Below are 23,473 nucleotides of genomic sequence, written 5' to 3'. Positions count from 1 at the left end.
CAGACAGGGCAGGGACCATGGAGCGAAACGTCACGCTCGATTTTGTTCGCGGCGTCGCCATTCTGGGTATCCTGCTGCTGAATATCAGCGCCTTCGGTCTGCCGAAGGCCGCTTACCTCAATCCCGCCTGGTACGGCGACATCACCCGAAGCGATGCCTGGACGTGGGCGATCCTCGACCTGTTTGCCCAGGTTAAATTCCTCACGCTGTTTGCGCTGCTGTTTGGCGCGGGCCTGCAGCTTCTGCTCAAACGCGGCACGCGCTGGATCCAGTCGCGCTTAACGCTGCTGGCAATTCTCGGCTTTATCCACGGCCTGTTCTTCTGGGACGGTGATATTCTTCTCGCTTATGGGTTAGTCGGGCTGATCTGCTGGCGGCTGATTCGCGACGCGCACAGCGTGAAAAGCCTGTTTAACACCGGCGTGATGCTCTATCTCATGGGGCTCGGTGTCCTGCTTTTGCTGGGGCTGATCTCCGGTGACGCGACAAACCGTTCCTGGATCCCGGACGCCGCTAACCTCCAGTACGAGCAGTACTGGAAGCTGAAGGGCGGTACGGAAGCGATAAGCAACCGTGCGGATATGCTGGGCGACAATCTGCTTGCCCTGGGGGCGCAATACGGCTGGCAGCTGGCGGGCATGATGCTGATGGGCGCGTCACTGATGCGCACCGGCTGGCTGAAAGGGGAATTCAGCCTGCGTCACTACCGCCGCACCGGCGCGGGGCTGGTCCTGCTGGGCGTGCTGATTAACCTTCCGGCGGTGATGGCGCAGTGGCACCTTCACTGGGATTACCGCTGGTGCGCGTTCCTGCTGCAGGCGCCGCGTGAATTGAGCGCGCCGTTCCAGACCATCGGCTATGCGGCGCTGATCTATGGTTTCTGGCCGCAGCTTTCTCGCCTGTGGATCGTCAGCGCCGTAGCCTGCGTTGGGCGGATGGCGTTAAGTAATTACCTCCTGCAGACGCTGATCTGCACCACGATTTTCTATCGCTTTGGCCTGTTTATGAAATTCGACCGCCTCGGACTAATGGCGTTTGTTATTCCGGTCTGGATAGTAAACCTGGCGTTTTCTGTCATCTGGCTGCGTTATTTCCGCCAGGGACCGCTGGAGTGGGTGTGGCGTCAGTTAACCGCACATGCTTCGGGGGTATCATTGAGTAATACATCCAGATAACGATCTGGATCACAATCATTAACAAAACGGATGTAAGCGTTTTCATGAGTGTGAGCTTCTTCACGTAGTCCCCTTTCTCTCGCTGCCAAAATAGCCACCTTGCTAAACACAGGGGGTGTCTGTGAGTTGCTGCAATTCTTTGAAGGATGGTGAATATGATCACCATTCGTGACGTCGCCCGTCTGGCGGGCGTTTCTGTGGCTACCGTCTCCCGCGTGCTGAACAACAGCGCGCTGGTCAGCCCTGAAACCCGTGAAACCGTAATGAAAGCCGTGACTCAACTCGGGTACCGGCCAAATGCCAACGCGCAGGCGCTGGCAACACAGGTCAGCGATACCATCGGCGTGGTGGTAATGGATGTCTCGGATGCCTTTTTCGGTGCGCTGGTGAAAGCGGTCGATGTGGTCGCCCAGCAGCATCAGAAATACGTGCTGATTGGCAACAGCTATCACGAGGCGGAAAAGGAGCGTTATGCCATTGAAGTACTGATCCGTCAGCGCTGCAACGCCCTGATTGTTCACTCAAAAGCCTTAAGCGATGAAGAGCTGGTCGGGTTTATGGAGCAGATCCCGGGCATGGTGTTGATCAACCGCATCGTCCCGGGCTATGCCCACCGCTGTGTCGGGCTGGATAACGTCAGCGGCGCCATGATGGCCACCAAAATGCTCATCAATAACGGTCATCAGCGGATCGGCTATCTGGCCTCCAGCCATCACATTGAAGATGACGAGCTGCGGCGTGAGGGGTGGCAAAACGCCCTGAAAGAGCACGGTATTACGCCATCAGAAAGCTGGATTGGCACCGGCACGCCGGATATGCAGGGCGGTGAGGCGGCAATGGTGGAACTGCTGGGCCGTAATCTGCAGCTTTCTGCCGTGTTTGCCTATAACGACAGCATGGCGGCAGGTGCGCTGACTGCGCTGAAGGATAACGGCATTGCGGTGCCACAGCATTTGTCATTGATTGGTTTCGATGATATTCCGATTGCCCGTTACACCGACCCGCAGCTGACTACGGTGCGCTATCCCATTGCTTCTATGGCAAAACTGGCGACCGAGCTGGCGCTACAGGGAGCGGCAGGGCTGCTGGATCCGGGGGCAACTCACTGCTTCATGCCGACGCTGGTGCGTCGTCATTCCGTCGCCGCCCGGCAAATTGTGGTTCCGATCACTAACTGATTACACCAGGTGATGTAACCGTTTTCAATCTGTGAGTAAATTCACAGTATCTTAACAAGGCGCTGACTATGATGTCAGCGTTTTAGGGGCTGAAACGCTATGTAACGGTGATTATTCGCTTTCACCATAGCCAATGTGCCGCAAACAACGAATAAAACGCATTTCTGGAGCGTTACCGACCACGGAAGATAGAAATTTTATAAGTGAACGTCGGCTGTCAGTAACGTTTTATTAACACCTGCCTGCCGATCGTTATTCACAAGAACTACCCTGCATAAAAAAACCGGAGATACCATGAATAAGAAGGTGTTGACCCTGTCTGCTGTAATGGCAAGCATGCTTTTTGGTGCAGCAGCGCACGCTGCGGATACCCGTATTGGTGTGACCATCTATAAATACGACGACAACTTCATGTCTGTTGTGCGTAAAGCAATTGAGAAAGATGCGAAAGCAGCGCCAGACGTACAGCTGCTGATGAATGACTCCCAGAACGACCAGTCCAAACAGAACGATCAGATCGACGTTCTGCTGGCTAAAGGCGTTAAGGCCCTGGCGATCAACCTGGTTGACCCGGCTGCAGCAGGCACGGTTATTGAGAAAGCGCGCGGCCAGAACGTGCCAATCGTCTTCTTCAACAAAGAACCTTCCCGTAAAGCGCTGGACAGCTATGACAAAGCGTATTACGTCGGTACTGACTCTAAAGAGTCCGGCATTATTCAGGGCGATCTGATCGCGAAGCACTGGGCGGCGAACCCGAACTGGGACCTGAACAAAGACGGTCAGATCCAGTTCGTGCTGCTGAAAGGCGAACCTGGCCACCCGGATGCTGAAGCGCGTACCACCTATGTTATTAAAGAGCTGAACGACAAGGGCCTGAAAACCCAGCAGCTGGCGTTAGATACCGCGATGTGGGACACCGCTCAGGCGAAAGATAAGATGGACGCGTGGCTGTCTGGCCCGAACGCGAACAAAATCGAAGTGGTCATTGCCAACAACGATGCGATGGCAATGGGTGCGGTTGAAGCGCTGAAAGCTCACAATAAATCGTCCATCCCGGTATTTGGCGTGGATGCCCTGCCGGAAGCGCTGGCGCTGGTTAAATCTGGCGCAATGGCTGGTACCGTTCTGAACGATGCCAACAACCAGGCGAAAGCGACCTTCGATCTGGCGAAAAACCTCGCCGACGGTAAAGGCGCGGCGGATGGCACCAACTGGAAAATTGACAACAAAATCGTTCGCGTGCCTTACGTGGGCGTAGACCAGTCCAACCTGGCTGAGTTTATCGGTAAATAAGATCTTCGTTTTGTCTTCACTGGGCGCAATTCGTTGCGCCCTTTTATAACGCGATATGCGAGGCCAACAAGGTATAATTATGGTCAGCACAACTACTCAGTCGTCCGGTGAATACTTGTTGGAAATGACAGGCGTCAACAAGTCCTTCCCCGGTGTTAAGGCACTTGATAATGTTAATTTAAAAGTCCGTCCTCACTCTATTCATGCATTAATGGGGGAGAACGGTGCGGGTAAATCAACGTTATTAAAATGTCTTTTTGGGATCTATCAAAAAGATTCTGGCAGCATTCTTTTTCAGGGGAAAGAGATCGATTTCCATTCAGCGAAAGAAGCGTTGGAAAACGGTATCTCGATGGTTCACCAGGAATTAAACCTGGTACTGCAACGCTCGGTAATGGATAACATGTGGTTGGGACGTTACCCAACCAAAGGTGTGTTTGTCGATCAGGATAAAATGTATCGCGACACAAAAGCGATTTTCGATGAGCTGGATATTGATATCGATCCGCGCGCTCGCGTGGGGACATTATCCGTTTCCCAGATGCAGATGATCGAAATTGCCAAAGCGTTCTCCTATGATGCGAAAATCGTCATCATGGATGAACCTACCTCGTCATTAACGGAAAAAGAGGTTAATCACCTTTTTACCATTATTCGTAAGCTGAAAGAGCGCGGCTGCGGCATTGTGTACATCTCGCACAAAATGGAAGAGATCTTCCAGCTGTGCGATGAAATTACCATCCTGCGCGACGGCCAGTGGATTGCCACGCAGCCGCTTGAAGGGCTGGACATGGACAAGATCATCGCCATGATGGTCGGCCGTTCCCTGAACCAGCGCTTCCCGGACAAAGAGAACAAGCCAGGTGAAGTAATCCTCGAAGTGCGCAATCTGACCTCGCTGCGTCAGCCGTCCATCCGCGATGTTTCTTTCGACCTTCACAAAGGCGAAATTCTTGGCATTGCTGGCCTGGTAGGGGCAAAGCGTACCGACATCGTGGAAACCCTGTTTGGCATCCGCGAGAAGGCCGACGGCACCATCACGCTGCACGGGAAGAAAATTAACAACCATAATGCCAACGAAGCCATTAATAACGGTTTTGCGCTGGTGACGGAAGAACGTCGCTCGACCGGTATTTATGCTTATCTGGATATTAACTTTAACTCGTTAATCTCTAATATTCGCAATTACAAAAACAAAGTCGGGCTGCTGGATAACTCCCGCATGAAGAGCGATACCCAGTGGGTAATTGACTCCATGCGCGTGAAAACGCCTGGCCACCGTACCCAAATCGGTTCGCTTTCCGGTGGTAACCAGCAAAAAGTTATTATTGGCCGTTGGTTATTAACCCAGCCAGAAATTCTGATGCTGGATGAACCGACCCGCGGTATTGACGTCGGCGCGAAGTTTGAAATTTATCAGCTGATTGCCGAGCTGGCGAAAAAGAATAAAGGGATCATTATTATTTCTTCCGAAATGCCGGAACTGTTAGGGATCACGGACCGTATTCTGGTTATGAGCAATGGTCTCGTTGCCGGTATTGTTGACACCAAAACGACAACGCAAAACGAAATTTTGCGTCTTGCGTCTTTGCACCTTTAAGATCAGGGGCTCCTCATGAGTGCGTTAAATAAAAAAAGTTTTCTCACTTACCTGAAAGAAGGCGGTATTTACGTTGTTCTTTTAGTCCTGCTGGCCATTATTATTTTCCAGGACCCTACGTTCTTAAGCCTGCTGAACCTGAGTAATATTCTGACCCAGTCCTCCGTGCGTATCATCATTGCGCTGGGCGTGGCGGGCCTTATCGTCACCCAGGGGACGGACCTTTCTGCCGGTCGTCAGGTCGGCCTGGCGGCGGTTATTGCGGCAACCCTGCTGCAGTCGATGGAAAACGCCAACAAGGTGTTCCCGGAGATGGCGACTATGCCGATTTTCGTGGTGATCCTGATTGTCTGCGCCATCGGGGCGGTGATTGGCCTGATCAACGGTATTATCATCGCTTACCTGAACGTGACGCCATTTATCACTACGCTGGGTACGATGATCATCGTTTACGGTATCAACTCCCTGTACTACGACTTTGTGGGCGCGTCGCCGATTTCGGGCTTTGACAGCGGCTTCTCCACCTTCACGCAGGGGTTTATCGCGCTGGGCAGCTTCCGCCTGTCGTACATTACCTTCTATGCGCTGATTGCGGTGGCGTTCGTCTGGATCCTGTGGAACAAAACGCGCTTCGGTAAAAACATCTTCGCTATCGGCGGTAACCCGGAAGCGGCGAAAGTGTCCGGGGTAAACGTTGCCCTGAACCTGCTGATGATTTATGCGCTGTCCGGTGTGTTCTACGCCTTCGGCGGGATGCTGGAAGCAGGCCGTATCGGCTCCGCAACGAACAACCTTGGCTTCATGTACGAGCTGGATGCGATTGCGGCCTGCGTGGTCGGCGGCGTCTCCTTCAGCGGCGGGGTGGGTACCGTGCTCGGCGTGGTCACCGGTGTGATCATCTTTACCGTCATCAACTACGGGTTGACCTACATCGGCGTGAACCCGTACTGGCAGTACATCATCAAGGGCGCCATCATTATCTTCGCGGTGGCGCTGGATTCACTGAAGTACGCCCGTAAGAAGTAATCGTCACTCGCCATACCCGGCCCGCTCACCGAGCGGGCTTTTTTATGCCCTATGCCAGATGGGACTCTTCTTGCGTCACAATGCGCTCAAACCACTCGAGTTCAGAAAGCTTGCAGGCGACCCACTGTTCGGAAAAGGCGTCGCCTAGACTGTCGGTGAGATACTGACAGCGGGCGAAGGCCTCAATTGCCTCCTGCTGGAACAGCGGGAGTTCCGGATGGTCCTGCTGCGGTTCCGGGAGTTCCCCCTCGTCGATATGTTCCAGCCCGTACAGCATGCCGGTCAGGATTGTGGCCGCCACCAGATACGGATTCGCATCGGCTCCGGCCAGTCGGTACTCGATACGACGGTTGCTCACTTCCGAGCAGGGAATGCGCAGGGCAGCGGAGCGGGTGTTATAGCCCCACGAGTTAAAGACGGGTTCCGTCAGGTTTTTTCGCAGGCGACGAAACGCGTTGACCCCCGGCGCAAGAATGGCGACGGAGGCGGGCATCAGCGCCAGCTGGCCCGTGATGCACAAGCGCATCATGCTGCTCAGCGCGTTCACCGGCGAGGCAAAAACGTTCTCGCCACGGCTGTTGTTCAGGCTGAAATGGATGTGCAAACCGCTGCCGGAGAGCTGGCTGAAGGGCTTAGCCATAAAGTTAGCCTGAAGACCGTGCTTTTCAGCGACATAGCGGGTCAGGCGGCGCAGGGCCAGCACGTTATCACAGACCTCTACGACGCGCTGGCTGTGCTTCAGGTTTAATTCGTACTGTCCGGACTCGGCTTCCGCTACCACCCCTGACAGCGGGATGCGCTGAAGGTGCGCCAGCTGTTCCAGTTCGTCAAAAAGCGCCGCATGCGCCGACGAGGTGTCCATGTGAAAACAGCCCTGATTTTGCGGATCGCGCTCGCCCTGTCCCGTCAGGTAAAACTCGATTTCCGGGGCAATGACCGGGAAAAGGCCGTGCTGGTGGAAGCGGGCCACGACGTTCTGCAGTATCGCGCGTGGCTCAAGCGGGCAGGGGTTACCGTCGCTGTCCTTCATCGTCAGCAGGATCTGCGCGGTATGCTCCGGATCCTGCGGACAGGGACGCAGAGAACCGGCGACCGGGACGCACAGCCGGTCGGGTTCATCATAAAGCGGGGCGGCGATTTTTCCCTTCTGATCCATGGAGTAGACGGAAAGCGGAAAATAACAGCCTTTTTCCAGACTCAGCATGCTCTCCACCGTGAGGCGCTTGCCGCGCATCGTGCCGTTGATATCGTTCAGGTAAACGTCAACGTGTTTCGTCTGCGGGTAGCGTTCCAGATAGTCGGCCACTTCCACGGCAATATTGTGCTGCAGGGCGTCAATTTTTTCATCCAGCCAGAGACCAGAATTAAGTGCGCCGGGGAGTGATAAACCGGGGAAATTAAAATACGGGCGAAGACTTTTGAGGAAAAACGCATTCATTATCGAGTTCATAGTCATTCTTCAATGAAGCCGTAGCGGCAGTGAACTCAGGTTAAAAGAGCTGGCGTAAAGGGGGGATAAAAAGCGTCAGTGCCGGCGTAAAGAAAGTATAAAGGCAGGCCTACTTTTTCTCTTTTTTCTGCATATCCAGCAGCTGCTCTGGCGTCACCGCCGGGTAACCCTGCGCGTCTTCCGGCACTTCATGCATTGCCGGGATCGGCACCAGCGGGCCTAAAAAACGCGGTTCGCGTTTGAAGATATACAGATCGGCCAGGGCGCCAAAGCGGGCACCAAACTCGCGGACGCGCACGCTCAGCATATCTTTTGGCGACGGCACCGCGTAGCACTGGGCCTGAATGCCCATGTGCAGGGCGATAAACAGCGCGCGCTCGCAGTGGAAGCGCTGGGTGATGATGATGAAGTCGTTGGTATCGAAGACTTTGCGCGTGCGCACGATGGAGTCCAGGGTGCGGAACCCGGCGTAGTCGAGCACGATATCGGCAGGGTCCACGCCCGCGGCAATCAAATCCTTCCGCATCGTCACCGGCTCGTTATAGCTTTGCAGCGCGTTATCGCCGCTCAGCAGCAGGTAGTTTACCTTGCCGCTGTTGTAGGCGTTCAGCGCACCCTGAATGCGGTAGCGATAATACTGGTTGATCACCCCTGTGCGGTAATACTTGGCGGTGCCGAGCACCACGCCCACCTGGCGATAGGGGAGATCCTGCAGGTCATCAAAGATGTAGGGGGCCGTTTTCCAGCTCATCCAGCGGTCGAGACCCAGCACGATAAACAGCAGTATGCCGACCAGGACAGACAGGCTGTAAAAAACGCGCTTTAACATGAAGATGGCTCGTTCGTGGATGAAATTTAACTCAGGCTACTTTACCCGCCTGGTTAGCGCAAGAAACAGCGACTCAACTGAGGGGTTTTTCAGCAACGTGGCGGACATTTCTGTCCGCCGGAAGGTTTACGCCAGCAGGACGCGGTCGATCGTCGTGCAGCCTAACGCCTTGAGCGTTGCGGCGGTGGCATCCCACTGAATCAGCGGCGCATCGGCCTTTTCGGCCAGAACGGCACGCTGAATGTCCGGATAATCGTAGCCGTTCAGGCTCAGCAGGTTGAGTGCGCCCTGCAGCGGCGGCAGCGTTGGGTTAAACGCGGCGTTTTCCGCATAGCTGCCGGTGAAGATACGGCCATCGCGGCACTGCAGTGCCACGCCGCTCGGGGAGTTGCTGTACGGAGTGTGGCTCTTGTTCGCCGCGCGTATGGCCGCCTGGTTCAGGTCATCGCCGGACAGGGCGAAACCGTGATCCTGCTCGTCCATCAGCAGCGTTTTAATCTCAAGATCTTTCGGGCCGAAGGCGTCAGGCAGGTAATCGCCCAGCGTGTGCGGCGCGCGGCCCGGCAGGTTAATGCGCAGCTGCAGCCCGCTGTTCAGCTCGTTCATAAACTGGCGGCAGTGGCCGCATGGGGTGTAGTTTACGGTGATGGCGCTCAGGGCTTTCTCACCGCGCAGCCAGGCGTGGCTGATGGCGCTCTGCTCGGCGTGAACGGTCTGCTGCATGGTTGCGCCGAGGAACTCCATGTTCCCGCCGAAGTACCAGGTTCCGCTGACGCCGCGCGCGATGGCGCCGACGTTGAAGTGGGAAAGATCGGCCCGGGCGCAGGCGGCAGCCAGGGGCAGCAGTGCGAAAGCCAGCGCGTCTTCATCCAGCCCGGTTGCCTGTTTAAGCACCGTGACCTGCTCCGCCGTCAGCAGGGCGGGGAAATGTGCATCTGCCAGAACGGGAGCCAGGGCTGACTGCAAATTATCTGCAAGCTGAGCGAAGGCAGCTTGAAAACGTGGGTGCATGGCGTTTGCCTCATAAAGGTTAATGGATCGGTAGTTTACGGAGCCGTAAGGCCTTTATATGTGATCCACTTCTCATTATGTATGCAACTTATGAAATCAAAATGAAATTTGCGCGACGCATCGCAAATTTTAGCCCATCACCGCCAGAATCAGCGGGAAAATGAACGGGGCGAGCAGGGAGGTGATAATCCCGCAGATCACCAGCGCAAGAGAGCTAAACGCCCCTTCCTGATAGTCCAGCTCCGCGCAGCGTGCGGTACCCAGCGCGTGCGAGGCGGTGCCCATCGACAGCCCGCGCGCCGCTTTGGTGTGAATACGCATCCCGTTCAGCAGAGTGTGGCCAAACACCGCGCCGAGAATACCGACGAAAATCACGCACATCGCGCTGATGGCCGGAATACCGCCGAGGCTGCCGCCTACCGCCATCGCGATAGGCGTGGTCACTGATTTAGGCAGGATAGAGGCGGCAATTTGCGGGGAGGCCCCCATCAACAGCGCCACCGACGTGCCGGTAATCATCGCCACCAGGCTTCCCACAAAACAGATAGTAATGATGGACTTCCACCGTGCGCGGATCTGGTGCAGCTGCTCATATAAAGGAAAGGCAAGCGCGACAACGGCGGGCTGCAGGAGGTCGTTTAAAATTTTGCTGCCCGCAAAGTAACGCTCATAAGGAATGCCGGTGAGCAGCAGGAAGGGAATAATCACCACCATCGCCACCAGCAGGGGGTTCAGCAAGGGCATTTTAAATCGTGCGGCAAGCTTGCGCGCGGCGAAGAATACCAGCAGGGTTAACGGCAGTGACCACCAGATATTAGCCATCATTTTTTTGTTTTCTCCCCGACCACGTTACGTTCTCCATGTACCAGATGAGAACTCCAGCTCACCACCAGGAAAACCACCAGCGTGCTGACCGCGCAGGAAACGACAATCGGGCCGAACTGCGCCTTGAGCAAATCAAAATACTGCATGACGCCCACGCCGATAGGCACGAACAGCAGCGCCATGTAGCGGATAAGAATGAAGCAGCCTGGATTAACCCACTTTGCAGGCAGAATTTGCAGCGCCAGTAAAACGAAGAGGATCAGCATACCGATAATGCTGCCGGGAATGGTGATGGGCAGCAGCGACGCGATGAAAATGCCGGCATACAGGCAGGCGTAAATCAGGACGAATGCGCGCAGATATTGCCAGATAATGTTCAATGATTTGCTCATGGTGATAGTCCTTGCTGAAACGCATTCATCATACAATTAAACCTAAAAATGTGCCACGGATCACATCATGAATTTTGAGCATACCAGACATTCCGGAATGGAACGTCCGGTATCACCTTACTGGTGCAGGCTACAGTTTAGAGGAAAGGGATTGCGCTGGCGAAGTCACGCGCCAGAGAAGGTATCAGCGTCAGGCGGTCAGTTTATCGAGAAAAGAAAACAGCACCTGGTTCATTTCGCGATAATCATGCGAGCGGAGTTTTTCCGCCGTTTCGACAAAACGGAATTCACCCGCACGGCGGAGGTCATTCTGCGAATGCTCAATCAGCAACTCTACCACCTCCGGCGTCAGCTCCATATGGCACTGGAAACCGTAAACCCGTTCGCTGTATTGCACGATCTGGCGGGGACAACCCTCGCTGTAAGCCAGAACCTTAGCCTGCGGCGTCAACCCAGGCATATCGTTATGCCAGTGACCGACGTTCAGCACGCTGCCAAAGTCCTCAAACAGCGGGTTCGCCTTGCCTGCATCTGTGAGCCTGACGGGAAATTTGCCGATCTCTTTTTCCGGGCTGTGGCAAAACGCTGCGCCCAGCGCTTCGCCGATAAGCTGTGAGCCCAGACAAACGCCTATCACCGTTTTACCTGCCTCTATTGCGCGGCTGATGAGTGCCTTTTCCGCCTGCGCATCAAACCAGGGGCATTCCTCAAGCGTGGTTGCGGGGGATTGCGGGCCTCCCATGATGATAAGCAGGTCTGTGCCCCCCAGTTCCTCAGGTAAAGGTTCGCCCTGATACACTCTGGTGTAGCTCAGACTGCAGCCGCGACTTTTCCCCCAGATTTCATAGGCGCCTGGCGCCTCGAAATGTTCATGAATAATAAAATGGATGTGCATTGCGTCTCTCTCTGGTTACGTGTACAAGCAGCATCATAAGAGGAAGGGGGGAATGTGAAATGCCAACCGTTATCGATAAAACGCCAATTCACGACGATGCTATCGGATGGTCAAGAGGGGCAATTCGCTATACGCGCGGCGAAGTCGATCCGCCTCACCAGCATTCGCAGGGACAACTTTTGTTTGCCATTAAGGGGGTTATGCTGGTTGAAACCGGCAGTAAACGCTGGGTCATACCGCCGCAGCGCGCGCTGTGGATCCCTCCCTTTCAGGAACATACCTACAGCGTGTTATCCGCAACGGAGCTTCGCGCGGTCTGGTTTAGCCCGGCACTGATTTCGCAATGCGAACCTTTTAAGCGGAAAGACGAGGTTCACGTGATTATGGCCACAGCGTTGTTCAAAGAGCTGATTGCCGGGCTGTTCAGCGCGGAATACCGGCCAGCAAGCCAGCGCAGCATGGCCGTTTTGCTGCTCGACATCCTCAGCGAGACGCAGCAGATTTCTGCCGAACTGCCGATGCCCGTGGATGAGCGCTTACATCGCGTGGCCTGTGACATCATTGCCAACAATCTCTGGGATCTCTCTCTGGAAAGGCTGGCGGAACGGGCCGCGATGTCTGAACGCACATTTTCACGTGCGTTTATCAACGATACCGGCTTTAGCTTCCGGGCCTGGCGACAGCGCGCAAGGATTTGTGCCTCGCTGGATCTCCTCGCCAACGGATACCCAGTTAAGCAGGTGGCCTGGATGCTGGGGTTTTCCGGCCCGGCGGCATTTGCGGCGGCGTTTCGCGCTATTGTTGGGGCAACGCCGGGTGATTTTCTGCCTGAACAGAAGCGCTTCCCAGCGATATAGAGAGCGGCTACTATAGCGCGTCTTTTTTCACAGGTACTGCTATGCGTGTTTTACTGGCCCCAATGGAAGGCGTGCTCGACTCCCTCGTGCGCGAGCTTCTGACCGAGGTGAACGATTACGATCTCTGCGTGACGGAGTTCCTGCGCGTGGTCGATATGTTGCTGCCAGAAAAGTCATTCTATCGTCTCTGCCCTGAACTGCATCGCCAGAGCCGGACCCCTTCCGGCACGCTGGTACGTATTCAGCTGCTCGGCCAGTATCCTGAATGGCTGGCGGAAAATGCCGCCCGCGCGGTAGCGCTTGGCTCTTACGGGGTGGATCTCAACTGCGGCTGTCCGTCGAAGCTGGTGAACGGCAGCGGCGGCGGAGCGACGTTGCTGAAAGATCCTGAGCTGATTTACCGCGGCGCGAAAGCCATGCGTGAGGCCGTGCCCTCGCATTTGCCGGTGACGGTTAAGGTGCGCCTGGGGTGGGACAGCGACGCCCGACAGTTTGAAATTGCCGATGCGGTGCAGCAGGCCGGGGCCACCGAGCTGGTGGTGCATGGCCGCACTAAAGAAGACGGCTACAAAGCCGAGCGCATTAACTGGCAGGCGATTGGTGAAATCCGCAAACGACTTACTATTCCGGTGATCGCCAACGGCGAAATCTGGGATTACGAGAGCGCGCAGGCGTGCCTGAAAGCCACCGGCTGCGATGCGGTGATGATTGGCCGCGGCGCGCTGAACGTGCCGAACCTCAGCCGGGTGGTGAAATATAACGAGCCGCGGATGCCGTGGGCAGACGTCGTCACGCTGCTGCAAAAATATAGCCGTCTGGAGAAACAGGGCGACACCGGTTTGTATCACGTCGCGCGAATTAAACAGTGGCTGAGTTATTTACGTAAAGAGTACAGCGAAGCGCTGGGATTATTTCAGGAGATCCGCACGCTACAAACGTCGGCTGATATTGCGCGGGTTATACAGTCAAAATAATCGGCATTTATATTTAAAAATAAATAATTCACTCGGTGAATATTTTGCCGAGTATGTAAGTGTATGACAATTTGCGGATTGCCACGCGTTACTAAAAAATAGCGCGTCATCAAGCGTAAGTTGCGCCTTTATTTTTTTGAGTGCATGGCGTAATGAAACGTTTTCTTATTTTATCTCTGAGTGCTCCCCTTGTTTTTATGCTGGCTGCCTGCGCACCGGAACATTCCACGGTGTCGCCAATTCAAACGCAAACGACAGCCGCGTCCGTTAATACCCAACTTCGTCATGCGGACTGGCCGAAAAATGAATGGTGGAAAGAATATAACGACCCGCAGTTAAATTCGCTTATTGCCAAAGCCATAGCGGATGCGCCCGATATGCAAATTGCCCGGCAGCGCATTACGCTTGCCGAAGCGCAGGCCAGAGCCGCTATCGCAGCCGATGGCCCACAAATGGATTTTTCAGCGGATGTTGAACGGCAAAAAATGTCGGCAGAGGGGCTGATGGGGCCGTTTGCCCTTACCGACCCGGCGGCGGGCACCACCGGCCCATGGTATACCAACGGCACCTTTGGCCTGACGGCGGGCTGGGATCTCGATTTGTGGGGAAAAAACCGCGCCCGGATTGCAGCGCGTATCGGTAAAGTGAATGCGCAAAAAGCGGAGCTGGAGCAGACCCGCCAGTTGCTTTCAACCAGCGTTGCGCGCCTTTACTGGGCGTGGCAGACCCAGGCCGAAGCAGGGGAAGTTCTTACCCGGATTAAACAGGAGCAGGAAAATATTATCGACGCCGATCGCGAACTGTATCAGCACGGTATTACCTCCTCGGTGGAGGGCGTCGAAACCGATATACACGCCAGTAAGACTAATGAACAGCTGGCCGACGTAAAGGGCAAAATGAAGGCCATTGAAGCGCGTCTGGATGCGCTGACCGGCACCCCGGCAACACACCTTACGCGCCACCCGTTGCCTGCAGCCGAAGCCTCGCTACCGTCAACGCTGGGATATGAACTGCTGGCACGCCGTCCGGATCTGCAGGAGGCGCACTGGTATATCGAAGCCTCTATGAGCGAGGTGGAAGCCGCCAGAGCGGCGTTCTATCCTGACGTGAACCTGATGGCGTTCTTACAGCAGGATGCCCTGCACCTGAGCGATCTGTTCCGCTCTTCAGCCCAGCAGATGGGCGTGACTGCCGGACTGACGCTGCCGATCTTCGACAGCGGCAGGCTGAACGCTAATCTGGATATCGCCCAGGCGCAGAATAACCTCTCGGTCGCGAACTACAACAAAGCGGTGGTGGAGGCGGTCAATCAGGTGGCGCGTACGGCAAGTGAAGTTGAAACCCTGACGGCAAAAAATCGTCACCAGCAGCAGATCGAAAAAGACGCGGCGCGCGTGGTGGCGCTGGCGCAGGCGCGTTTTAGCGCAGGTATTATTGCCGGTTCGCGGGTCAGCGAAGCCAGAATCCCGGCACTGAAAGAGCATCTCGAAGGCGTCATGTTGAAAGGCCAGTATCTCGACGCCACGCTGCAGCTGACGTCAGCGCTGGGCGGCGGCTATCATCATGGCTAAACAGGGCCATTATCTATACTTACCTCTTTGCAGTTTTTCAGGAGGTGAGTATGAACAGAGTAGCGATTGTAACCGCATCGGATTCCGGGATCGGTAAAACCACGGCGCTGATGCTGGCAGAGCGCGGGTTTGATATTGGCGTCACCTGGCATTCGGATGAAAAAGGGGCGCTGGAATCCTGCCGTGAAGTTGAAGCGCGTGGGCAGCGTGCAGAGGCTATCCATCTTGATTTAAGCACGCTCCCGGACGGCGCTGAAGCCATTGAAACGCTCATTGCGCGTTTCGGCCGGTTGGACGTGCTGGTTAACAATGCCGGAGCGATGACCAAAGCGCCATTTCTTGAGATGGCGTTTGACGACTGGCGGAACATTTTTACCGTCGACGTGGACGGCGCGTTTCTCTGCTCGCAGATTGCGGCACGGCAGATGGTGAAGCAGGGGGAAGGCGGGCGGATTGTGAACATCACCTCGGTGCATGAGCACACGCCGCTGCCTGATGCCAGCGCTTACACGGCTGCGAAACACGCGCTCGGCGGCTTAACCAAATCGATGGCGATGGAGCTGGTGAAGCACAAGATTCTGGTGAACGCCGTCGCGCCGGGGGCCATTGCCACGCCGATGAACGATATGGATGACAGCGAAGTGAAGGAAGGGTCAATGCCGGAAATCCCGCTGGCAAGGCCGGGCCACACCAAAGAAATCGCCAGCCTGGTGGCGTGGCTGTGTGACAGCGACGCCAGCTATACCACAGGGCAATCGTTTATCGTCGACGGGGGCTTTATGCTGGCGAACCCGCAGTTTAAGCCGGAAGGGTAACAGGTTTCCCCTCTCCCCAAAGGGGGGAGGGGCACCAGGATGACTCACTCCTCATCCCGCTTCTTCTCTCTGTGCCGCATCCACAGCCTGACCCCAATCACCGCCACAACCACCAGAATCAACCACGCCCAGTGCTTCAGGTGTTGGTCAAGGTTATGCAGCCACGGGCCAATCACCTCACCACCCACGTAACCAAGCGCCGTGAAGATCAGCGCCCAGGCTATCGCGCCAACAATATTCAGCGGCAGGAAAATTTTTGGCGGCAGGCGGCTGGCACCAATCAGTATCGGCCCGATGATCCTGAAGCCGTACATAAAGCGGGTGCCTATGACGAACAGATAAGGGTGACGCTGGATCAGGCGCTGCGCGCGGTTGATTTTCTTTTTGTGTTTAACGAAACGCTTGAGCAGCGTCGGGCCAAAGCGTAGCCCCAGGAAGTAGAGCAGCTGATCGCCAATCATGCCGCCCAGCGCGACCGCAGCGACGACCAGCGGAAACTTCAGTAAGCCCTGATGCGCGGCGACGCCGCCCAGCAGCGTTATGGTTTCACCTTCCGCCACGCTGCCGATGACCAGCGCGGCATATCCATATTGTTCAATGAGTGCGTTAATATCCATTACGTAACGGTTATCTCCCTCTGCGTTCCTCGTTTAATCATATACCTCATGAATCAACCGCGCGGCAATCAACGGAAATTTCCCACTGTACATAAAATAATCTAAAGCCTGCATTATACTTAAGGTATCGCTGACGGGCCGACAACAAGGGGGCGCTATGAACCATGTCTGGGGACTTTTCTCCCATCCCGATCGTGAAATGCATGTCATCAAAAGTGAGAACGAAACGGTCTCGCATCATTACACCCACCATGTGCTGCTGATGGCCGCGGTGCCGGTAATATGCGCGTTTATTGGCACAACACAAATCGGCTGGAACTTCGGTGACGGTACCGTGGTTCAGCTCTCCTGGTTTACCGGGCTTTATCTGGCCATTCTCTTTTATGGCCTGATGCTGGCAGGGGTGGCGGTCATGGGGCGCGTCATTCACTGGATGGCGCGTAACTACCCACAGCGCCCATCGCTGGCACACTGTATGGTCTTTGCCGGATACGTCGCGACCCCGCTGTTCTTAAGCGGTATTGTTGCGCTCTATCCACTGGTCTGGCTGTGCGCGCTGATCGGTACTGTTGCGCTCTTTTACACCGGTTATCTGCTGTATCTGGGCGTTCCAACCTTCCTGAATATCAATAAAGAAGAGGGCCTGAGCTTCTCCGGTTCCACGCTTGCCATCGGGGTGCTGGTACTGGAGGTGTTACTGGCACTGACGGTTATTCTCTGGGGTTATGGATACCGTCTCTTCTAAGCTCACTGCATTGCTGGCGTAAATGCCAGCAATGCAGCATCTGTTCACGATTATCCGCTGGCGACAAAGCACGGTGACCGCTATGATGCCGAAGCCAGCCTGTGTTTATCCGTCGACACAGGCGGTGTACGTCATTACGTGCGTGAATAATTATCAGAAGTCTCACCATGCTGAAATTTCGTGTCTCCTTACTTAGCCTGGCGCTGCTGCTGGGCGCGTCCGCTGCCGTGCCAGCTGTCGCCAAAACGCCCGCTGTGACCACCGCTGCTGCTCAGCCGCAAATTGCGTCCGGCAGCGCGATGATTGTTGATCTCAATACCAATAAGGTGATTTACGCCAGCCACCCGGACCTGGTGCGCCCAATCGCCTCAATAACCAAATTAATGACCGCGATGGTGGTGCTTGATGCTCGCCTGCCGCTGGACGAAAAGCTGAAAGTGGATATCAGCCACACGCCGGAGATGAAAGGGATCTACTCTCGCGTGCGCCTGAACAGTGAAATCAGCCGTAAAAATATGCTGCTGCTGGCGCTGATGTCGTCCGAAAACCGTGCGGCGGCAAGTCTGGCGCACCACTATCCTGGCGGTTACGATGCCTTTATCCGCGCGATGAACGCCAAAGCCAAAGCGCTGGGGATGAGCAATACTCATTTTGTTGAACCGACGGGTCTGTCGATTAACAACGTCTCCACGGCCCGCGATCTGACGAAACTGCTGATTGCCAGCAAGCAGTACCCGCTGCTCGGCCAGCTCAGCACCACGCGTGAGGACATGGCGACATTCTCGAATCCGTCTTACACACTGCCGTTTCGCAACACGAACCATCTGGTGTACCGCGAGAACTGGAATATTCAGTTAACCAAAACCGGGTTTACCAATGCGGCAGGCCACTGCCTGGTGATGCGCACCGTGTTTAACGGTAAGCCGGTGGCGCTGGTGGTGATGGATGCCTTCGGGAAATATACCCACTTTGCGGATGCGAGCCGCCTGCGGACCTGGATTGAGACCGGGAAAGTGCAGCCCGTTCCGGCTGCAGCATTGACCTATAAAAAGCAGAAAGCGGAGCAGATGGCGACGGCGCAAAACGATTAGGTAAAAGCAAAACGGTAACATGCGTTACCGTTTTTTATGTTTTCTCCCTCTCCCTGTGGGTGAGGGCACCAGACCGCACTGCGTTTATTCCGGCAGCGTCCAGTCACCGTCATTGAGCGGGCGCTGCATTATCACCGTATCCCGCCAGTCGCCTTTCTTATACCCCACGCTGCGAAGCTGACCGACAATCTCAAAGCCGTGTTTTTTATGCAGCCGTAACGAGCCGGAATTATTATTGCCATCTCCCACAACCGCAATCATCTGCCGCCACGGGCCCTGCTCGCAGCGCGCGATCAGCGCGTTCATTAATGCGGTGCCAAAACCGCGTCCGGTGATGCTGGCATCCACGTAAATCGACTCTTCCAGAGTATAGCGATAGGCCTGACGCGGTCGATAAGGGGTGGCGTAACAATAGCCCACCACGATGCCGCGATAGAGCGCGATGAGCCACGGTAAACCGTTCTCGGCCACGCTTTTCATGCGCTGACGCATTTCGTCGATGGTGGGGGGGACTTCTTCGAATGACGCGCGTCCGTGAAGCACATGCCAGGAATAGATGGCGGCGATGGCATGCACATCATCGGGAAGGGCGTCGCGCACTTCCAGTTCGGTTTCGGATAAAACATCAACAGCCGACATGATGCGCCTGCTCCTCGTTATAGAATGCCGGAGAAACATTTCTCCGGCGACAGACCGCTACTCTATTACGATTAAGGCGCGCGAAACAATCTCTCAAATTTGGCTGTAAGGTTTAATCAGACGCTTGCGTTATGCGCTGCTCCGCGTCTGCACTCTCTTTCCAGTATTTCTTCCGCGTTGTTTTCCCGATCCCGGGGTTCATGCTGTTTGTAGGGTCATTCTCGCGATAAAACTGCTTAAGGGCGTCAGGGGCCTTATAAAGATGCCCGACGTTGTGTTCCGCAGGATATTGTGCGCCACGCTCGCGCAGCAGGGCGAGCATCTGCTCCTTCAGTTCGTGAGCATCTACCCCTTTTTTGACGATATAATCCTGATGGAAGACGTAGCACATAAAATGGCCGTAATAGAGCTTATGCACCAGCTTGCTGTCGATTTCCGGCGGCAGATGCTCAAACCATTCGGTGTCGTTGCGTCGCAGGGCGATATCCAGCGCCAGAATATCTTCCACCTCTTCGGAATGCACCGCCTGGTAACGGATAGCGGCACCCGCCGCGGCGAAGCGGTGCAGGAAGGCTTTGCTGCCTTCTTCCGGCGTGCAGGCAAAGAAATCACCCTCAGCCGTCCTGAAGAACTCGGTCAGCCAGCTCTGCGCTTCGGCGATCCCGTCCCCGGCCATTTTCAGCAGCAGGTGATGTTCGTACTTATCACGCCAGGTTTTCATTCGCTCCGGCAGATGCGCAGGGAAAACGTTGCCCAGCTTCTGCATAAAGCGGTCGGTAAAGTGGGGCTTGAACAGCGACACTTTCTCCAGCATCGCGTCGGTGCGGCCCTTCATGGTGAAGAAAAACGGCATTTTGTCGGTGCCAAGCTTATCGATCATCAGGAAGGTGTCTTTCCCGTAGCGCTCCGCGATGTCGTAAATATCCCGATGCATGTACTCGCCCGCCACCGGCAGGTGGGTGAATTCGCCCAGAATATGGCGACGAATTTCGGTCAGGACCTCAGGCTGATTGGTGCCGATGTAAAATACCTGCTGCTTTTTCTCTGCCGGGAAGGTGTCGAGACGCACCGCAAAAACCGCCAGCTTGCCCGCGCAGCCGGACGATTCAAACAGGCGATCCGGATCGGCGTTGTAGCGCGCCGGGGTATCGGCCTCGATATCGCGTACGCGGGTGATGTAATCGTGGTCGTGCGCGTGGCGACCATCGTGCTGCACGTCTTCGTCCCTCACGCGGTCGTCGTCGAGCTTGCTGAGGATCTGTTCCGGCGTCACGCCCAGATCGATGCCCAGGTGGTTCACCAGCGTCAGCTTGCCGTTTTCATCAATGCGGGCAAAAAGTGACATTTCGGTGTAGGCCGGGCCGCGCTGGACCAGCGAACCGCCGGAGTTATTGCAGATCCCACCGACCACCGAGGCGCCAATGCAGGAGGAGCCGATCACCGAGTGCGGCTCGCGGCCCAGCGGCTTAAGCGCTTTTTCCAGCGAGTAGAGCGTGGTACCCGGGAACGCGAGCACCTGCTCGCCTTTGTCCAGCAGGTGCAGCTTGTCGAGGCGCAGGGTGCTGATAATCACGATATCGCGATCGTAATCGTTGCCGTTCGGCGTGGAACCTTCGGTCAGGCCGGTGTTGGCCGCCTGCATTAAAATAATTTTGTCCGCCGCAACGCAGGCGCTCAGCACGCGCCACAGCTCCAGCAGCGTGCCGGGGAAGACCACCGCCAGCGCGTCACCCTGGCCGGAGCGGAAACCCTTGCGGTAGCGGGCGGTTTTGGCCGGGTCGGTAAGCAGGTGAGAGGAGCCAACCAGGCGCGACAGTTCGTTAATAAATGTTTTGTTATCGTCAGTTCGAACAGAAGTCATCTTCCACTCCTTGTGGTGGGGCAAATTTCTCGCTGTAAAGCATAGCGCGATTAACTGTTCAGCGGTCGAGTATTCACGAGAAAAATCAGAGAATAACCCTGCAACGTTCAGAGGGTTTATGGCACACTGCGCTTTTCGCACGGTCTGGCCGGGTGCTTCCCGCGATTATTGATGAGAGAGAATAACAACATGAAATGGCTATGTTCTGTAGGTGTCGCCGTCAGCCTGGCGCTGCAACCTGCGCTGGCAGAGGATTTGTTTGGTAATCACCCGCTCACGCCTGAAGCCCGCGACGCGTTTGTCACGGAGTTGCTTAAGAAGATGACGGTCGATGAAAAAATCGGCCAGCTGCGTCTGATCAGCGTTGGCCCGGATAACCCGAAAGAGGCCATCCGCGAGATGATCAAAGAGAACCAGGTGGGCGCGATTTTTAACACCGTCACCCGCCAGGATATCCGCGCCATGCAGGATCAGGTGATGCAGCTCAGCCGCCTGAAAATCCCGTTGTTCTTCGCCTATGACGTGGTGCACGGCCAACGCACTGTCTTCCCGATCAGCCTCGGCTTAGCCTCCTCGTTTAACCTCGACGCGGTGAAAACCGTCGGGCGCGTGTCGGCCTATGAAGCGGCGGACGACGGCCTGAACATGACCTGGGCACCGATGGTGGACGTCTCGCGCGATCCGCGCTGGGGCCGCGCCTCGGAAGGCTTCGGTGAAGATACCTATTTAACGGCCACGATGGGCAAAACCATGGTGGAAGCGATGCAGGGCAAGAGCCCGGCGGACCGCTACTCGGTGATGACCAGCGTTAAACACTTCGCGGCCTACGGCGCCGTGGAAGGCGGTAAAGAGTACAACACCGTCGACATGAGCCCACAGCGCCTGTTTAACGACTACATGCCGCCGTACAAGGCAGGGCTGGATGCGGGCAGCGGCGCGGTGATGGTGGCGCTGAACTCGCTGAACGGCACGCCTGCGACCTCCGATTCCTGGCTGCTGAAAGACGTCCTGCGCGACCAGTGGGGCTTTAAGGGCATCACCGTTTCCGACCACGGCGCGATTAAAGAGCTGATCAAGCACGGCACGGCGTCCGATCCGGAAGACGCGGTGCGCGTGGCGCTTAAGTCCGGCATCAACATGAGCATGAGCGACGAGTACTACAGCAAATACCTGCCGGGGCTGGTGAAGAGCGGCAAGGTAACGATGGCGGAGCTGGACGATGCCGCGCGCCACGTGCTGAACGTGAAATATGACATGGGGCTGTTTAACGATCCGTACAGCCACCTGGGGCCGAAAGATTCTGACCCGGCGGATACCAACGCCGAAAGTCGCCTGCACCGTAAAGAGGCGCGTGAAGTGGCGCGCGAAAGTCTGGTGCTGCTGAAGAACCGCCTTGACACGCTGCCGCTGAAAAAATCCGGCACTATTGCTGTGGTCGGCCCGCTGGCTGACAGCAAGCGCGACGTGATGGGGAGCTGGTCTGCTGCGGGCGTGGCCGATCAGTCCGTTACCGTCCTGACCGGCATCAAGAGCGCCGTCGGTGAAAACGCCAAAGTGGTGTACGCCAAAGGGGCGAACGTCACCGACGATAAAGACATCGTCACCTTCCTCAACCAGTACGAGGAAGCGGTGAAGGTCGATCCGCGCACGCCGAAGGAGATGATCGACGAAGCGGTCAACGCGGCGAAGCAGTCTGACGTCGTTGTCGCGGTCGTGGGGGAAGCGCAGGGTATGGCGCACGAAGCCTCCAGCCGTACCGACATCACCATCCCGCAGAGCCAGCGCGATCTGATCGCCGCCCTGAAAGCGACCGGCAAGCCGCTTGTGCTGGTGCTGATGAACGGTCGTCCGCTGGCGCTGGTGAAAGAGGACCAGCAGGCTGACGCCATTCTGGAAACCTGGTTCGCCGGCACCGAAGGCGGTAACGCCATCGCCGACGTGCTGTTTGGCGATTACAACCCGTCGGGCAAGCTGCCGATGTCCTTCCCGCGCTCCGTCGGGCAGATCCCGGTTTACTACAGCCACCTGAACACCGGTCGCCCGTACAACGCCGACAAGCCGAACAAATACACGTCTCGTTACTTTGACGAAGCTAACGGCCCGCTCTACCCGTTTGGTTATGGCCTGAGCTACACCACCTTCAAGGTCTCTGAGGTGAAAATGTCGGCGCCGAGCCTGAAGCGTGACGGCAAGGTCACCGCCAGCGTCGAGGTGACCAACACCGGCAAGCGTGAAGGGGCAACGGTGATTCAGATGTACGTGCAGGATGTCACCGCCTCGATGAGCCGTCCTGTGAAGCAGCTGCGCGGCTTTGAGAAGGTCAATCTCAAGCCTGGCGAAACCAAAACCATCAGCTTCCCGATTGACGTGGATGCGCTGAAGTTCTGGAACCAGCAGATGAAATATGATGCGGAACCGGGCAAGTTTAACGTCTTTATCGGGGTGGATTCCGCCCGCGTAAATAAAGGCGAGTTCGAGCTGCTGTAACCTTTCCCTCCTTTGCATCCCCTGTCCATCGGGGGATGCGTCTTACCTTATGCTAAAAAGGCATTTTGCCGGGTAAATCCGCCGTTTTAAGCTACGCTTTTCTCTCAAGCCTCTGAAAAAGGCAGCAAAAAAATGAGGATAG

At 55.9% G+C, this 23,473-nt stretch carries 21 protein-coding genes; 12 read left to right on the top strand and 9 right to left on the bottom strand.

Annotated elements, in window-relative coordinates; translation table 11 throughout:
• Window positions 1–17: 17 nt before the first annotated feature.
• The 5 genes from yeiB to mglC all read left to right on the top strand — a co-directional run bounded on the left by yeiB (window position 18) and on the right by mglC (window position 6,272).
• Window positions 18–1,175, top strand: a complete 1,158-nt coding sequence (gene yeiB / locus DG357_RS15470; RefSeq protein ID WP_088204794.1) for a DUF418 domain-containing protein YeiB — start codon at window positions 18–20, stop codon at window positions 1,173–1,175.
• Between the two features lie 155 nt (window positions 1,176–1,330).
• The gene (galS, locus tag DG357_RS15465) at window positions 1,331–2,353 is read left to right on the top strand and encodes an HTH-type transcriptional regulator GalS (RefSeq protein ID WP_048960194.1); all 1,023 of its coding nucleotides are present in this window, start codon (window positions 1,331–1,333) and stop codon (window positions 2,351–2,353) included.
• A 294-nt stretch (window positions 2,354–2,647) separates the two neighbouring features.
• A complete protein-coding gene (gene mglB, locus DG357_RS15460; protein WP_008500923.1) occupies window positions 2,648–3,646 on the top strand; it encodes a galactose/glucose ABC transporter substrate-binding protein MglB in 999 nt (332 codons plus the stop codon).
• Between the two features lie 79 nt (window positions 3,647–3,725).
• Window positions 3,726–5,246, top strand: coding sequence for a galactose/methyl galactoside ABC transporter ATP-binding protein MglA (gene mglA / locus DG357_RS15455; protein WP_028013859.1), 1,521 nt, complete (start codon window positions 3,726–3,728; stop codon window positions 5,244–5,246).
• Window positions 5,247–5,261: 15 nt separating this feature from the next.
• Window positions 5,262–6,272 (top strand): galactose/methyl galactoside ABC transporter permease MglC, encoded by a 1,011-nt coding sequence (gene mglC, locus DG357_RS15450; RefSeq protein WP_013097952.1) that lies wholly within the window; start codon window positions 5,262–5,264, stop codon window positions 6,270–6,272.
• A 49-nt stretch (window positions 6,273–6,321) separates the two neighbouring features.
• Here mglC and DG357_RS15445 read toward each other — a convergent pair whose 3' ends face one another.
• The 6 genes from DG357_RS15445 to DG357_RS15420 all read right to left on the bottom strand — a co-directional run bounded on the left by DG357_RS15445 (window position 6,322) and on the right by DG357_RS15420 (window position 11,674).
• Window positions 6,322–7,710 carry a glutamine synthetase family protein gene (locus DG357_RS15445; protein WP_088204796.1) on the bottom strand — a complete coding sequence of 463 codons (1,389 nt, stop codon included), beginning with the start codon at window positions 7,708–7,710 and terminating at the stop codon, window positions 6,322–6,324.
• A gap of 121 nt (window positions 7,711–7,831) precedes the next feature.
• Window positions 7,832–8,551, bottom strand: a complete 720-nt coding sequence (gene sanA / locus DG357_RS15440; RefSeq protein WP_028013857.1) for an outer membrane permeability protein SanA — start codon at window positions 8,549–8,551, stop codon at window positions 7,832–7,834.
• A 126-nt stretch (window positions 8,552–8,677) separates the two neighbouring features.
• The gene (gene cdd, locus DG357_RS15435) at window positions 8,678–9,562 is read right to left on the bottom strand and encodes a cytidine deaminase (protein WP_088204797.1); all 885 of its coding nucleotides are present in this window, start codon (window positions 9,560–9,562) and stop codon (window positions 8,678–8,680) included.
• Between the two features lie 129 nt (window positions 9,563–9,691).
• Window positions 9,692–10,387: a CidB/LrgB family autolysis modulator gene (locus tag DG357_RS15430; protein ID WP_041909023.1), complete on the bottom strand. Its 696-nt coding sequence runs from the start codon at window positions 10,385–10,387 to the stop codon at window positions 9,692–9,694.
• On the bottom strand, window positions 10,384–10,779 hold the full coding sequence (locus DG357_RS15425) for a CidA/LrgA family protein (protein WP_047363090.1): 396 nt from the start codon (window positions 10,777–10,779) through the stop codon (window positions 10,384–10,386). Before DG357_RS15425 ends, DG357_RS15430 begins: the two co-directional genes overlap by 4 nt.
• 190 nt (window positions 10,780–10,969) lie before the next feature.
• Window positions 10,970–11,674, bottom strand: a complete 705-nt coding sequence (locus tag DG357_RS15420) for a type 1 glutamine amidotransferase (RefSeq protein WP_028013853.1) — start codon at window positions 11,672–11,674, stop codon at window positions 10,970–10,972.
• A gap of 59 nt (window positions 11,675–11,733) precedes the next feature.
• Here DG357_RS15420 and DG357_RS15415 point away from each other — a divergent pair, with 59 nt between their 5' ends.
• From DG357_RS15415 to DG357_RS15400, 4 genes are all read left to right on the top strand, one after another.
• A complete protein-coding gene (locus DG357_RS15415) occupies window positions 11,734–12,531 on the top strand; it encodes an AraC family transcriptional regulator (protein ID WP_045259735.1) in 798 nt (265 codons plus the stop codon).
• Between the two features lie 41 nt (window positions 12,532–12,572).
• Window positions 12,573–13,505: a tRNA dihydrouridine(16) synthase DusC gene (dusC, locus tag DG357_RS15410; protein WP_028013851.1), complete on the top strand. Its 933-nt coding sequence runs from the start codon at window positions 12,573–12,575 to the stop codon at window positions 13,503–13,505.
• Window positions 13,506–13,657: 152 nt separating this feature from the next.
• Window positions 13,658–15,076, top strand: coding sequence for a multidrug resistance outer membrane protein MdtQ (gene mdtQ, locus DG357_RS15405; RefSeq protein ID WP_028013850.1), 1,419 nt, complete (start codon window positions 13,658–13,660; stop codon window positions 15,074–15,076).
• 50 nt (window positions 15,077–15,126) lie between these two features.
• Window positions 15,127–15,891 (top strand): SDR family oxidoreductase, encoded by a 765-nt coding sequence (locus DG357_RS15400; protein WP_047367956.1) that lies wholly within the window; start codon window positions 15,127–15,129, stop codon window positions 15,889–15,891.
• 44 nt (window positions 15,892–15,935) lie between these two features.
• Here the strand turns inward: DG357_RS15400 and DG357_RS15395 are convergent, their stop codons facing one another.
• Entirely contained in the window at window positions 15,936–16,508 is a 573-nt protein-coding gene (locus DG357_RS15395) for a DedA family protein (protein ID WP_088204798.1), read from the bottom strand.
• 157 nt (window positions 16,509–16,665) lie between these two features.
• Between DG357_RS15395 and DG357_RS15390 the strand changes: the two genes are divergently transcribed.
• Complete coding sequence (locus tag DG357_RS15390; RefSeq protein WP_028013847.1) at window positions 16,666–17,253, top strand: Yip1 family protein; 588 nt, start codon at window positions 16,666–16,668, stop codon at window positions 17,251–17,253.
• Window positions 17,254–17,420: 167 nt separating this feature from the next.
• Window positions 17,421–18,344: a D-alanyl-D-alanine endopeptidase gene (pbpG, locus tag DG357_RS15385; RefSeq protein WP_028013846.1), complete on the top strand. Its 924-nt coding sequence runs from the start codon at window positions 17,421–17,423 to the stop codon at window positions 18,342–18,344.
• Window positions 18,345–18,428: 84 nt separating this feature from the next.
• Here the strand turns inward: pbpG and DG357_RS15380 are convergent, their stop codons facing one another.
• Window positions 18,429–18,983: a GNAT family N-acetyltransferase gene (locus DG357_RS15380; RefSeq protein WP_088204799.1), complete on the bottom strand. Its 555-nt coding sequence runs from the start codon at window positions 18,981–18,983 to the stop codon at window positions 18,429–18,431.
• Window positions 18,984–19,095: 112 nt separating this feature from the next.
• The gene (gene dld, locus DG357_RS15375) at window positions 19,096–20,844 is read right to left on the bottom strand and encodes a D-lactate dehydrogenase (RefSeq protein ID WP_041909041.1); all 1,749 of its coding nucleotides are present in this window, start codon (window positions 20,842–20,844) and stop codon (window positions 19,096–19,098) included.
• A 189-nt stretch (window positions 20,845–21,033) separates the two neighbouring features.
• Between dld and bglX the strand changes: the two genes are divergently transcribed.
• The gene (bglX, locus tag DG357_RS15370; RefSeq protein ID WP_041909044.1) at window positions 21,034–23,331 is read left to right on the top strand and encodes a beta-glucosidase BglX; all 2,298 of its coding nucleotides are present in this window, start codon (window positions 21,034–21,036) and stop codon (window positions 23,329–23,331) included.
• Window positions 23,332–23,473 lie beyond the last annotated feature (142 nt).

The organism is Enterobacter bugandensis (assembly GCF_900324475.1).
Lineage (GTDB): Bacteria > Pseudomonadota > Gammaproteobacteria > Enterobacterales > Enterobacteriaceae > Enterobacter > Enterobacter bugandensis.
Note: the sequence above shows the minus strand (reverse complement) of the source record. Positions and strands in the feature narration are given on the sequence as shown.